At 64.1% G+C, this 13,268-nt stretch carries 11 protein-coding genes; 8 read left to right on the top strand and 3 right to left on the bottom strand.

The window, feature by feature from the left end; genetic code table 11:
- Nucleotides 1-14: 14 nt before the first annotated feature.
- Complete coding sequence (locus tag QQ992_RS15275; protein ID WP_286110143.1) at nt 15-1,193, bottom strand: ABC transporter substrate-binding protein; 1,179 nt, start codon at nt 1,191-1,193, stop codon at nt 15-17.
- A gap of 161 nt (nt 1,194-1,354) precedes the next feature.
- Here QQ992_RS15275 and QQ992_RS15270 point away from each other — a divergent pair, with 161 nt between their 5' ends.
- Both QQ992_RS15270 and QQ992_RS15265 read left to right on the top strand, forming a co-directional pair.
- Nucleotides 1,355-2,629 carry a HAMP domain-containing sensor histidine kinase gene (locus QQ992_RS15270; RefSeq protein ID WP_286110142.1) on the top strand — a complete coding sequence of 425 codons (1,275 nt, stop codon included), beginning with the start codon at nt 1,355-1,357 and terminating at the stop codon, nt 2,627-2,629.
- Nucleotides 2,629-3,267: a response regulator transcription factor gene (locus QQ992_RS15265; protein ID WP_119370284.1), complete on the top strand. Its 639-nt coding sequence runs from the start codon at nt 2,629-2,631 to the stop codon at nt 3,265-3,267. Before QQ992_RS15270 ends, QQ992_RS15265 begins: the two co-directional genes overlap by 1 nt.
- A gap of 166 nt (nt 3,268-3,433) precedes the next feature.
- On the opposite strand, the gene QQ992_RS15260 is transcribed toward QQ992_RS15265, so the two are convergent.
- Both QQ992_RS15260 and exaA read right to left on the bottom strand, forming a co-directional pair.
- Nucleotides 3,434-4,093 (bottom strand): pentapeptide repeat-containing protein, encoded by a 660-nt coding sequence (locus QQ992_RS15260; protein WP_286110141.1) that lies wholly within the window; start codon nt 4,091-4,093, stop codon nt 3,434-3,436.
- Between the two features lie 66 nt (nt 4,094-4,159).
- Nucleotides 4,160-6,055, bottom strand: a complete 1,896-nt coding sequence (gene exaA / locus QQ992_RS15255) for a quinoprotein ethanol dehydrogenase (protein ID WP_119370282.1) — start codon at nt 6,053-6,055, stop codon at nt 4,160-4,162.
- A gap of 254 nt (nt 6,056-6,309) precedes the next feature.
- Here exaA and pedF point away from each other — a divergent pair, with 254 nt between their 5' ends.
- The 6 genes from pedF to exaC all read left to right on the top strand — a co-directional run bounded on the left by pedF (nt 6,310) and on the right by exaC (nt 12,966).
- Nucleotides 6,310-6,771 (top strand): cytochrome c-550 PedF, encoded by a 462-nt coding sequence (pedF, locus tag QQ992_RS15250; protein WP_016714301.1) that lies wholly within the window; start codon nt 6,310-6,312, stop codon nt 6,769-6,771.
- 5 nt (nt 6,772-6,776) lie between these two features.
- Complete coding sequence (locus tag QQ992_RS15245; protein WP_286110140.1) at nt 6,777-7,652, top strand: substrate-binding periplasmic protein; 876 nt, start codon at nt 6,777-6,779, stop codon at nt 7,650-7,652.
- A gap of 9 nt (nt 7,653-7,661) precedes the next feature.
- Nucleotides 7,662-8,423, top strand: coding sequence for a quinoprotein dehydrogenase-associated SoxYZ-like carrier (locus QQ992_RS15240; RefSeq protein WP_286110139.1), 762 nt, complete (start codon nt 7,662-7,664; stop codon nt 8,421-8,423).
- 39 nt (nt 8,424-8,462) lie between these two features.
- The gene (locus tag QQ992_RS15235) at nt 8,463-9,419 is read left to right on the top strand and encodes a quinoprotein relay system zinc metallohydrolase 1 (RefSeq protein WP_286110138.1); all 957 of its coding nucleotides are present in this window, start codon (nt 8,463-8,465) and stop codon (nt 9,417-9,419) included.
- A 105-nt stretch (nt 9,420-9,524) separates the two neighbouring features.
- Nucleotides 9,525-11,312, top strand: coding sequence for a PQQ-dependent alcohol dehydrogenase PedH (pedH, locus tag QQ992_RS15230; protein WP_105947860.1), 1,788 nt, complete (start codon nt 9,525-9,527; stop codon nt 11,310-11,312).
- Nucleotides 11,313-11,445: 133 nt separating this feature from the next.
- Complete coding sequence (exaC, locus tag QQ992_RS15225) at nt 11,446-12,966, top strand: acetaldehyde dehydrogenase ExaC (RefSeq protein ID WP_286110137.1); 1,521 nt, start codon at nt 11,446-11,448, stop codon at nt 12,964-12,966.
- Nucleotides 12,967-13,268: the final 302 nt, after the last annotated feature.

The following is a 13,268-nucleotide window of genomic DNA, read 5'->3' as shown; positions in this document are numbered from 1 at the left end:
TTGTGGTGATCGGGTCAGGGGTAGCTGCAGGTCACTTCGGGCTTGTCGTAGCCCAGGCTGTCCATTTCGTTGAAGGGGTGCAGGAAGCCTTCCTGCGGCGAGGTGCTGACCAGGGCGCGCGGCTGTACCAGCGGGATCGGCTGGCGCAGTTCGCCGTTCCACGGGCGGTAGCTGAGCTTGCGGCCCTTGAACCCGTCCAGCGGCAACTGTTCGCTGAGCAGCAGTTGCTGCAGCGCGCGTGGCTCGGCCTGGTGCAGTTTGCTGACGGCACTGGCGACGCTGCGCACGGCCATCCAGGCGGCGAAATCGCGGTCGTTCATCCAGCGCCCGGCCTGGGCTTCGAAGCGTTTTTGCAGCTGCGCGGCGCCGAAGGTTTCCACGGTCTTGTGCCAGCCCGTGGGGGTCAGCCCCTGGGTGCCTGCCACCGGGCGCGGGTACCAGGTCTGGTAGGGCAGGTACTCGCCGAAGTCGCCGCGTTCGTCCGCCACAAGCACCACGTCGTATTCGGCGGTTTGCGTGAACAGCGGCATGTCGGCCTGGGCGCTGCGGCGCTGGTCGTTGTCGAAGGTCCAGGCTTTTTCTGCAACCAGCTGCACACCAAAGCGCTTCATTGCCCTGCGCAGGGCGGCGGCGTAAGCCTGGTCGTCTTCGGTCTGGCCGACCACCAGCAGCGCCCGCTGCCATTTGCGCAATACCATGAACTGCACCAGGGCGTCGGCCAGCATGGCCCGGCTCGGCAGGCTGTGCAGCACATTGCCCAGGCACTGGCTGCTGCGCAAGCTGTCGTCGGGGCTGCCGGCGTTGAACAGCAGGCTGTCGGGCAGGGCGGCAGACAAGGCGCGAAGGCTGGCGGCCGGGGCATTCACCACGAACAGCCGCAGGCCCTGGTCGTGCTGGGCCTTGGCCGCCTGCAGCAAGGCTTCGGGGCTGTCGGCCGTGGCCTTGGCCAGCTGGAATTGCTGCTTCAGGAAGCGCCCTGTGCTGTTGCTGTCGACAATCGCCAGTTCCGCGCCTTGCAGCCCGGCATCGGCAGGCTCGGGGATGATGTTGGACAACAACGGGCCAGGGTCGGGGCGATAGCTCAGGTAGCCGATGCGTACCTGCAAGGGTTCTGCGGCGGGTGCCAGCGGTGCGCACAGCGCTGCGGCCAGGGCCAGCAGGCAGGTCAGGGCAAAAGGGGCAGGCTGGCGCATAACATACTCCACGGCAGATGGCGCCAGCATAGGAAGCCCACCGGGAGGGGGAAATATGCAGAAAGTAGCGCCCGGCCGGTACCAAGGTAGTAATTCGGCGCAGGTGCTGCGGCTTTACGATGGGAAACACGATGGGCTACAACGCCCAAGGAGAATCGCCTGTGCGCCCTGTCAACCTGTCGGCCCTGTGGCGGATCAACCTCTGGGTCACGTGCTGCTTCGCCCTGGTGACGCTGGCCTGTGCCGGCGTGCTGTTGCACCAGGCGGTGGCTGATGTCGAGCGTGAGTTGCAGTCTGCCGAAGCCGTGGTGGCTTACCTCGGCGACACCGCCGAACGTGACCCGGCAAGCCTGCAACCACGGCTGACCCAGAGCCTGCGCCATGTGCGGGTACACTGGCTGGCGGCGGGGGAAGCACCGCAGCTACCGCCGCAGAGCGGCCTGGATGCCTGGCTGGGCCGCCAGCTGTTGGGTGAGCGGCACAGTAGCAGCCGGCTGCTGGACCTGAATGACGGCGCCCGGGTGCTGATCGCTGTAGATGCGCGGGATGAGATCGACGAAGTCTGGGATGCCTTGCAGCAACTGCTCGGCTTGTTCGGCCTGGCGTTGCTATTGAGCCTCTTGACCATCCGCTGGGCGGTGCGGCGTGGCATGGGTTTGCTGGATGAGCTGCTGCAAGCCTTGCGTCAGGTCTCGGGCGGGCAGTTGACGGCCCGCCTGCGCGAGGCCGGCCTGCCGGAGGCCCGTCAGCTGGCGGAACACTTCAACCGCATGGCCGCCACCCTGGAGCAGACCCAGGCCGACAATGCACAACTGACGCAGGCCCTGCTGGCGGTGCAGGAGCAGGAACGCACCCACCTGGCGCAGACGCTGCACGACGACCTTGGCCAATACCTGGCAGGTATCCGTGCCCAGGTCTGCCTGTTGCGCATGGTGGCCGACCAGCCGACCGTGGTGGAACAGACGGCGCAAGCCCTGGCACTCAATTGCGAACGCCTGCAACAGGGCTTTCGTGCGTTGGTGCGTGACCTGTATCCGGTGGCGTTGCAACACATGCCGCTGGCTGAAGCCTTCGACCTGCTCGTCAACCAGTGGCAGGCCAGCCAGGGTATCGCTTGTCGCCTCCAGGTTGGCGAGCGCTTGCCCACGCTGCCCGGGGCAAGCCGCACGCACCTGTACCGGTTGCTGCAAGAGGCGCTGACCAATGTCGCCCGGCATGCCGGTGCCAGCCAGGTACGGGTACGCCTGCAACGCAGTACCAAGGGCCTGCGCCTGCTGATTCGCGACAACGGCTGCGGCGCCCGTCAGCCGCAACGGCCCGGCGTAGGCCTGCATTCGATGGCCGAACGCGCCCGTAGCCTGGGGGGCGAACTGCGCATTTTCAGCCGCCCCGGGGTTGGCTGGGCACTGGCCCTGAACATTCCCTTGGAGGTGTGATGAATATCGTATTGGTCGATGACCATGCCGTGGTCCGCCAGGGCTATGCCAGCCTGCTGCGGGCGGTGTTGCCCGCGATGGAAGTACGTGAAGCCGCCAGCGGCGAAGAGGCCTTGGCCCGGGTTCAGGAGCAAGTGCCTAACCTGGTGATCATGGATTTTGGCCTGCCTGGCATTAGCGGCCTTGAAACCACCCGCCGCCTGCGCCAGCGCCTGCCCCAGTTGCGGGTGCTGTTTTTCAGCATGCACGATGAGCTGCCGCTGGTGCGCCAGGCGCTTGAAGCTGGGGCCTCGGGTTACCTGACCAAAAACTCGGCGCCCGAGGTGTTGATCGAGGCGGTGCAGCGGGTGTTGGCCGGGCATGCTTATATCGAACAGCCTTTGGCTACCCAGTTGGCTTGCACTTCACAGCAAAGCGCCAATGACCCGCGTTTGCAGCGCATGACCCAGCGTGAGTTGGAGATTTTCACGATGTTGGCCAAAGGCACTCCGGCGCGGGTGATTGCCGAGCAGTTGTGCATCAGCGCCAAGACCGTGTCCAATCATTTGACCTTGCTCAAGAGCAAGTTGCAGGTCAGCTCGCATGCCGAGCTGGTGCATCTGGGGATTGATCTGGGGGTGGTGAGGGTGGCGGGGTAGATGTACCGCGATCCTGGCCCTGCGAGGCCCTCTGTAGGAGCGGCCTTGTGTCGCGATGGGCCGCAAAGCGGCCCCAGGATTTCAGCACTGAAGCACAAATTGCCGGGGCTGCTGCGCAGCCCTTTCGCGACACAAGGCCGCTCCTACAAGGGGCTCGCGCAAGCCATCATTTATCCCAGGTCTCAGGGCACCCCTTGCACCCCTCCATATTGGCCTCCTGAAAATTCCCGTAATGCTGCCGCGCCCCGCGCAAATCGGCGCGTTCCAGGTTGCTCTGGCCAAATTTGGCTTCTTGCAGATTAGCGTCCCCCAGGTTGGCCTCTTGCAGGTCCGTCTTGCTCAGCCAGGCCATTTCCAGGTCTGCGGCCTGCAGGTTGGTCTGGTGCATCTTTGCCCCTGACAGCCGGGCGAACTGCAAGTAGGCCGCGCCGAGGTCGGCTTTTTCAAACTGTGCGCCTTGGGCGAACATGCCCCAGCCCTGGATGGCGACCAACTTGCTGTTGCTCAGGTCAGCCAGGCGCAGGTTGCTTTGCTGCAGGCTGGCGCGAGTCAGGTTGGCGCCCTGCAACCGGGCTTTTTCCAGGTTGGCCAGGTCCAGCCGGGCATGGCGCAGGTCGGCATCACGCAGGTCGGCGCCGGCCAGGTTCATCTTGCGCAGGTCCTGGTTGGCCAGGTTGGCGCCGCGCAAGTCGGCTCCTGGGCACTGGCTGGCTTCTGCGATCACACAGCCGTTGATGGTCAGGGGGACATCGTTGCCATCGTCGTCGGCACTCACCGCCATGGCGGGGGACAGTACCAACAGCAAGGCAAAGGGCAGGTAGTTCATGGTGAAAGGCTCCTGGCGGAAGATGAGCAAAAGCGGGGAGGGGGTTGGCCCGCTCCCCGCTGGCGATCAACGCTGCGCGGTCTTGTTATCCCAGCTCGGGATCTTGAACACCCAGAACGAACCACCCTGGGCCACCGGCTTGGTCAGCTCGGCCATGTCGCCGCCCCACAGTGGCACCGCGCCGCCGTAACCCACGGTCACGCCGATGTACTGCTCGCCGTCCTGCTCCCAGGTGATGGGCGGCGAGACGATGCCGCTGCCGGTCTGGAACTTCCACAGCTCCTTGCCCGTCTTGGCGTCGAAGGCCTTGAAGAAGCCGTCGCCGGTGCCGGTAAATACCAGGTTGCCTTTGGTCGCCAATACACCGGCCCACAGTGGCAGGTGCTCCTTGTGCTCCCACACCAGCTTGCCGGTGGTCGGGTCCATCGCCCGCAGGGTGCCGACGTGGTCGTCGTACATGCGCTTGATACGGAAGCCCATGCCCAGGTACGCCGAGCCTTTCTTGTAGTTCACTTCCTCGGTCCAGTACTCCTCCTTCCACTGGTTGCCGGGGATGTAGAACAGGCCGGTGTCCTGGCTGTAGGCCATGGGGTTCCAGTTCTTGCCACCGAGGAACGGCGGTGACACTTCCACCGGTTTGCCCTTGGTTTCACCCGGCAGCGGCTTGGCCGGGCGCTGGCCAGGGTTTTCTACCGGGCGACCGGTTTTCAGGTCGATGTGGCTGGCCCAGGTGATGTTATCCACGAACGGGAAGGCGTTCTGCAGCTTGCCGTTGTTGCGGTCGACCACGTAGAAGAAGCCGTTGCGGTCAGCGTGGGCGGTGGCCTTGACCACCTTGCCGTCCTTGTCCTTGTAGTCGAACAGCACCAGCTCGTTGTTGCCAGAGAAGTCCCAGGCATCGTTCGGCGTGTGCTGGTAGAACCACTTCACCTCGCCGGTACTCGGGTCGACGCCGACCTGGCCCGAAGTGTAGAGGCTGTCGTAGTCGTGGGGGTTGCCATCCTTGGAGGTGCGTGCCCAGGTGTTCCAGGGGCCGGGGTTACCAGCGCCGACGATGATGGTGTTGGTCTCGGCATCGAAGCTTGCACTCTGCCAAGGGGCGCCGCCGCCGTGGCTCCAGGCCTCGACCTTGCCAGTTTCGGTGGTCGGGTCGTCTGGCCAGGACGGCGCCTTGACGTCGCCGGTCGGGGTGCTGTCCTTGCCGTTCAGGCGGCCCATATGGCCTTCGACGAAGGGCCGCATCCACACTTCCTCACCCGTTTCCGGGTCGCGGGCGAACAGCTGGCCGACCACGCCGAATTCATCGCCGGAGCTGCCATGGATCAGCAGCACTTTGCCGCTGGTCTTGTCCTTGATCAGCACAGGTGCGCCGGTCATGGTGTAGCCGGCGCTGTGGTCGCCGAACTTCTTGTTCCACACCACCTTGCCGGTGTGCTTGTCCAGGGCGATGACCCGCGCGTCCAGGGTGCCGAAGTAGATCTTGTCGCCGTAGATCGCCGCCCCGCGGTTAACCACGTCGCAGCACGGACGAATGTTGTCGGGCAGGCGGTGGTTGTAGGTCCACAGGCGTTTGCCGGTCTTGGCATCCAGGGCGAATACCCGCGAGTAAGAACCGGTGACGTAGACCACGCCGTCACTGACGATGGCCTGGGATTCCTGGCCGCGCTGCTTCTCGTCACCGAAGGAATAGGACCAGGCCGGGGTGAGCTTGAATACGTTCTTGTCGTTGACCTGGGCCAACGGGCTCCAGCGTTGGGCGTTGGTGCCCATGCCGTATTGCAGCACGTCCTTTGTGGTCAGGTGGTCGTTGGCGATGTCTTCCCAGGTCACGTTCTTGCCGGCAGGTGCAGCAGGAGAGGTGGCCGCTGTTGCCACATTGCCCAGGGCCAGGCCACCAGCCAGTAGCAGGACGCGCACGCTCAGGGCCAGAGGGGAAAGGGCGGGTAGCGATCTTATTGTCATGGTTGCAGTTCCCAGTGGAGGTTTTGGCCTGCACAGGGTGGAGCGGTGTGGCGGTTGCGGGATACGGAAAAAGTCCCGCCCTTGCCGGGAATAGTTCCCGAGCGGCACCTCAATTGGCCCTTCACCACAAGCCCTACTACCAAGGGAGTAAGGCCCGGCCACCAAAGCAGCATTCGGCCGCCTGCGGGCTGTTTTTAAGATGGCGGCACGGCCTCTGTGGTTGAGGCTTTGCGTGCAATGGTGAGGGCATAACAATGACAACAAAACGCAATGTGTTGCTGGCTACAGGGCTGCTGGCTGCGGCTGTGCTGAGCGGTACGGCCTGGGCTCATGGCAACGTGGTGCCCCAGGCGGTGGAGACCAAGGGCCTGACCCCGATCAAGGACGCTGGCGTAAGCCTGGACGGCGACGGCTGGGCGGCGGTCAACCCGTACCGTACTTCGCCGGAGCACGACAAGGCCGTGGAAATCGGTGCCTCGGCCTACAACCAGAACTGCGCCGCCTGCCATGGCCTTGAAGCCAAATCCGGGGGGATTGCGCCCGACCTGCGCATGCTCGATGCGGGTGAGGCGGGCGATGAGTGGTTCGTCGAGCGGGTACGCCATGGCGCGGTTCGCGACGGCCGCGTGTACATGCCGAAAATGGCCGACTACTTGAGCCAGGAAGCCTTGTGGGCGGTACGTACCTATCTGGACAGCGTGCACGTCGAGGAGTGACGGCCATGCGTCTGTGGGCGGTGCTGTTGAGTGGCCTGCTGCTGTGTTGCGCAGCGGCCCAGGCGCAGGTGCGCAACTATGACGCGATCATCGCTGCCGGCGAGTTGAAGGTGGCGGTGTACAAGGATTTTGCCCCTTACAGTTTCGAGGACCACGGCAAGCCCCGCGGTGTCGATGTGGAGCTGGCACAGGCCCTGGCCACGGCCATGGGGGTGCGCCTGCATCTGATCTGGGCGCCGCCCGGGGAAAAGCTCGACGATGACCTGCGCGACTATATCTGGCGCGGCAGCCCGCTGCGCCACCAGCAGTTGGCCGACCTGATGATGCGGGTGCCTTACGACCACGACTTCGCGCAGAAACGCAACGAGGTGGGCGAGCTGGAAAACGGCCAGGTGGTGATGTTCGGCCCCTATCAGGAAGAGCGCTGGCAAGTCGCGTACGACCGCCGTCGACTGGCATCGGTGGCCAGTGTGGCAGTGTTCCAGCAGCACCCCATCGGGGTCGAGGTGGACAGCGTGCCGTCGTTTTACCTGACGTCGGTATTCAACGGCATGCTCAGTGCCAAAACCCACCATTACCCCGGTGTGCAACAGGCGTTCGCCGCGATGCAGGCCGGGCAGGTGGACGCGGTGATGGCCATGCGCGGCGAGGTTGACTGGCAGCTGCACCAGGCTGCCGACCCGCAACTGGCGCTGGCGGAAAACGCCTACCCCAACCTGGGCAAGCAGGCCTGGGAGATTGGCATGGCGGTGCATGAAAGCAACCGCCAGTTGGCCTATGCCGTGGAAGAAGCCCTCGAAGCGATGATCCGTGATGGCCGGCTCAAGGCCATGTATGCCGCTTATGGCCTGCGTTATGAGGTCCCGGAGATGTATCAATAGGAGCAGGCCATGAACTGGCGAGCGACTTTTTTGCTGGCCTGCTGGATGCCTTGTGCGGCTCTGGCGGCCACGCAAGGTACCCAGACAGACCCGGTACCCTCGGTAATGTGGGACTTCTACCACAAGCAGCTACTGGGCCAGGCCGCGTTCGTCTTCGACGACCGGGTCAAGCTGCTGGCGCCGCCGTTTGCCGAGGACGCACGCCAGGTGCCGCTGGAGATCGATGCCCGGGCGTTTTCTGGCGATGTGGTACGTATCATCGCCTGGGCGGAGCTGAACCCTTTGCCGCGTATTGTCGATTTCCAGCCCGGCGGGCGCGTGCTGCCCTGGTTGTCGATCCGCATCCGCATCGAACAGGCCACGCCGCTGCGCGCTGCGGTGCAGACGCGTGACGGCCTGTGGCACGTCGGCTCGACGCTGATCGACGCCGCTGGCGGTGGCTGTACCGCCCCCAGTGTGGTGCGCACGCAACCTGGCTGGGAGGAGCACCTCGGCGAGGTGCTGGGCGGGCGCTACCCGCGTGGCGACAGCAGCCGCTTGCGCCTGCAGGTGGCTCACCCGATGGATAACGGCCTGGTCAGCGGCATTCCCGAATTCTTCCTCAATCAGGCCGAGTTGCAAGATGCGAACGGCCAGCGCCTGGCCCACCTCGAGCTGTACCCGGCCGTCAGCGAAAACCCCAACCTCGGGTTCGACATCCAGGGCCCCGGGCCGACCCGGCTGGTGCTGCAGGACAACAGTGGCAACCAGTTCGAGGCGGCGGTGCCCTGACCCTGTTGCCCGACCTCACCTGTGACCAGAGGCGCCTGTATGCGTTGGATACCCTTGTTGCTGCTGTGCCTGGGCCTGCCGGCCTGGGCTGACCTTGACTATCGGCTTACACCTCGGCAAATAGCCGCAGATACCTGGCTGCTGGAAGGCAGCACCGACAATTTCGCCAGGAGCAACGGCGGCAATATCGTCAATACCGCGTTCATCGTCACCGACAGCGGTGTGGTGGTGATCGACAGCGGCCCCTCGAAACGCTACGGCGAAGCGCTGCGTCAGGCCATCGCCGCCACCACCGACAAGCCGGTGCTGGAGGTGCTGCTGACCCATCATCACCCCGACCATGTGCTGGGCAACCAGGCCTTCACCGATGTGCCTATCGGGACCTTGGCGGGTACCGGTGATTTGTTGCGCCAGCAGGGCGATGCCATGGCCGAGAACATGTACCGCCTGGTTGGTGACTGGATGCGCGGCACCGAAGTCGTGCTGCCCACCCGTGTGCTGGAGGCGGGTATCCACGAGGTTGGCGGGCACCGGTTGCGTCTACTGGCGCTGGGCGGGCATACCGGTGCCGACCTGGCGATTCTGGATGAAAAGACCGGCGTGCTGTTCGCCGGCGACCTGGTGTTCTACGAACGTGCCCTGACCACGCCCAACAGCCCGGGGCTGGAGGTGTGGCTCAAGGACCTGGACACCTTGCAAGCGCTGCCCTGGAAGCAGCTGGTGCCCGGGCATGGTCCGGTTGCCAGCGATGCCCGGCCCTTTGCGCAGATGCGCGACTACCTGGGCTGGCTGGACGGCCTGATGCGCGACGGCGCAGCGCGTGGTGATGACATGGCCGAGATGATCCGCAGCCCCATCCCCGAGCGGTTTGCCGGTATCAGCCTGACGCGGTACGAGTTGATTCGTAGCGTCAGCCACCTGTATCCGCGTTATGAGCGTCAGCGTTTACAGCGCGTTGATAGCGAACCGTCCGCCAGCCTTGTACCAAGGAACTAGAAATTTCCGCACTGCGGGCAATTGTTGGCAACCGGGTCGGGACCAAGAATTCCCGGCACACCGGGAAATTTTCCCGGATACAACAAAAAACCAAAGGTAGCCGTCATGACCCGATCCCCGCGTCGCCCCTTGTTCGCCGTGAGCCTGGTGCTCAGCGCCATGCTGCTTGCTGGCGCGGCCCACGCCGCTGTCAGCAATGAAGAAATCCTTCAGGACCCGAAGAACCCGCAGCAGATCGTGACCAATGGCCTGGGCGTGCAGGGCCAGCGCTACAGCCCGCTGGACCTGCTCAATGCCAACAACGTCAAGGAACTGCGCCCGGTCTGGGCGTTCTCTTTTGGCGGTGAGAAGCAGCGCGGCCAGCAGGCCCAGCCGCTGATCAAGGACGGGGTGATGTACCTGACCGGCTCCTACTCGCGGGTGTTCGCCGTGGACGCCCGCACCGGCAAGAAACTGTGGCAATACGATGCGCGCCTGCCGGATGACATTCGCCCGTGCTGCGACGTGATCAACCGGGGCGTGGCACTGTACGGCGACCTGGTGTTCTTCGGCACGCTGGATGCCAAGCTGGTGGCCTTGAACAAGGACACCGGCAAAGTGGTGTGGAGCAAGAAGGTGGCCGACCACAAGGAAGGCTATTCCATCAGTGCCGCGCCCATGATCGTCAACGGCAAGTTGATCACCGGCGTGGCCGGTGGCGAGTTCGGCGTGGTGGGCAAGATCCAGGCCTACAACCCGGAGAACGGCGAGCTGCTGTGGATGCGCCCTACCGTGGAAGGGCACATGGGCTACGTGTACAAAGACGGCAAGGCCATCGAAAACGGTATCTCCGGCGGCGAGGCGGGCAAGACCTGGCCAGGCGACCTGTGGAAGACTGGCGGCGCTGCGCCGTGGCTGGGCGGTTACTACGACCCGGAAACCAACCTGATCCTGTTCGGCACCGGCAACCCGGCGCCATGGAACTCGCACCTGCGCCCTGGCGACAACCTGTATTCCTCGTCGCGCCTGGCGCTGAACCCGGACGACGGCACCATCAAGTGGCACTTCCAGAGCACGCCGCATGACGGCTGGGACTTCGACGGCGTCAACGAGCTGATCTCGTTCAACTACAAGGACGGCGGCAAAGAGATCAAGGCCGCCGCCACCGCCGACCGCAACGGCTTCTTCTACGTGCTGGACCGCACCAACGGCAAGTTCATCCGTGGCTTCCCCTTCGTCGACAAGATCACCTGGGCCACCGGCCTGGACAAGGACGGGCGGCCTATCTACAACGAAGCCAGCCGCCCGGGCGCACCGGGTAGCGAGGCCAAGGGCAGCTCGGTGTTCGTCGCGCCGGCCTTCCTCGGTGCCAAGAACTGGATGCCGATGGCCTACAACAAGGACACCGGGTTGTTCTACGTGCCGTCCAACGAGTGGGGCATGGACATCTGGAACGAAGGCATTGCCTACAAGAAGGGCGCGGCGTTCCTCGGTGCCGGCTTCACCATCAAGCCGCTCAACGAAGACTACATCGGCGTGCTGCGTGCCATCGACCCGATCAGTGGCAAGGAAGTGTGGCGCCACAAGAACTACGCGCCGCTGTGGGGCGGGGTGCTGACCACCAAGGGCAATCTGGTGTTTACCGGTACGCCAGAAGGCTTCCTGCAGGCCTTCAACGCCAAGACCGGTGACAAGGTCTGGGAATTCCAGACCGGCTCCGGCGTGCTCGGCTCGCCCGTGACCTGGGAAATGGACGGCGAGCAGTATGTGTCGGTGGTCTCCGGGTGGGGCGGCGCCGTACCGCTGTGGGGCGGCGAAGTGGCCAAGCGGGTCAAGGACTTCAACCAGGGCGGCATGCTCTGGACCTTCAAGTTGCCCAAGCAGTTGCAGCAAACGGCCAGCGCCAAGCCGTAACGCTGCGGCCCTGCCGCCTACTACCAAATGAGGAGAGCCCCGCTGCCAACGATGCATTCGCCTGGCACGCGGGGCTTTTTACCATCGCTGCATCGCCTGTCGCTGGACAGGCATCGACCCACAGAGGCTCAGCATGATCTACGCACAACCCGGAACCCCAGGCGCCGTCGTGTCCTTCAAGCAACGCTACGGCAACTTCATCAACGGTGAGTTCGTGGCACCGTTGGCTGGCCAGTACTTCACCAACAGCTCGCCGGTCAATGGCCAGCCGATTGCCGAGTTCCCGCGTTCCACCGCCCAGGACATCGACCGCGCGCTGGACGCTGCGCATGCCGCCGCCGAAGCCTGGGGCAAGACCTCGGTGCAAGACCGCGCCCTGGTGCTGCTGAAAATCGCCGACCGTATCGAGCAGAACCTGGAGGTGCTGGCCGTTACCGAAAGCTGGGACAACGGCAAGGCCGTGCGCGAAACGCTCAATGCCGACGTGCCGCTGGCGGCCGACCACTTCCGCTATTTCGCCGGCTGCATTCGTGCCCAGGAAGGCGGCGCAGCCGAGATCAACGAAGGTACCGTGGCCTATCACATTCACGAGCCGCTGGGTGTGGTCGGGCAGATCATCCCGTGGAACTTCCCTCTGCTGATGGCGGCCTGGAAGCTTGCCCCGGCCCTGGCTGCCGGCAACTGCGTAGTGCTCAAACCGGCTGAGCAGACGCCGCTGTCGATCACCATTTTTGCCGAGCTGATTGCCGACCTGCTGCCGGCCGGCGTGCTGAACATCGTCCAGGGCTTTGGCCGTGAGGCTGGCGAGGCGTTGGCCACCAGCAAGCGCATTGCCAAGATTGCCTTCACCGGCTCCACCCCGGTGGGCTCGCACATCATGAAATGCGCCGCCGAGAACATCATCCCGTCCACTGTGGAGCTGGGCGGCAAGTCGCCGAATATCTTCTTCGAAGACATCATGCAGGCGGAGCCCGCGTTCATCGAAAAGGCCGCCGAAGGCCTGGTGCTGGCGTTCTTCAACCAGGGCGAAGTGTGCACCTGCCCGTCGCGGGCGCTGATCCAGGAGTCGATCTACGAGCCGTTCATGGCCGAGGTGATGAAGAAAATTGCCAAGATCACCCGGGGCAATCCGCTGGACACCGAGACCATGGTGGGCGCCCAGGCCTCGGAACAGCAATACGACAAGATCCTCTCTTACCTGGATATCGCTCGGGAAGAGGGTGCGCAGTTGCTCACCGGTGGTGCGGCCGAGCGGCTGCAAGGCGACTTGGCCACGGGTTACTACATCCAGCCGACCCTGCTCAAGGGCACCAACGCGATGCGCGTGTTCCAGGAGGAAATCTTCGGGCCGGTGGTGGGCGTGACCACCTTCAAGGACGAAGCCGAAGCGCTGGCGATCGCCAACGACACCGAGTTTGGCCTGGGTGCCGGCCTGTGGACCCGCGATATCAACCGTGCTTATCGCATGGGCCGTGGGATCAAGGCTGGCCGCGTGTGGACCAACTGCTATCACCTGTACCCGGCGCATGCGGCGTTTGGCGGGTACAAGAAGTCGGGGGTGGGGCGTGAGACGCACAAGATGATGCTCGACCATTATCAGCAGACCAAGAACCTGCTGGTGAGCTACGACATCAATCCGTTGGGTTTCTTCTAAGGCGTACAATCTGGAAGGCTTATGCCGGTAGATTATCGGCGCTTTTGAGATCGAGCGCCGCCCGCGCGGCGCATCGCGAGCAAGCTCGCTCCTACATCTGTTTCGGGCCAGTGATGCCTGTACCAGCGCGCGCGACCGCCTTTTTTGTTCCCCGCAACATTGAGGTGAACGCCAAAGGGCCGCGCGCCTCTGTCTCAGGACTAACTGGCCCGAAACAGATGTAGGAGCGAGCTTGCTCGCGATGCGCCGCGTGGGCGGCGCTCGATCTCCCAGGCGCTGATAATCTACCGCCCTATTCGTTC

Source organism: Pseudomonas kurunegalensis (assembly GCF_030291635.1).
GTDB classification, from domain to species: domain Bacteria; phylum Pseudomonadota; class Gammaproteobacteria; order Pseudomonadales; family Pseudomonadaceae; genus Aquipseudomonas; species Aquipseudomonas monteilii.
Note: the sequence above shows the minus strand (reverse complement) of the source record. Positions and strands in the feature narration are given on the sequence as shown.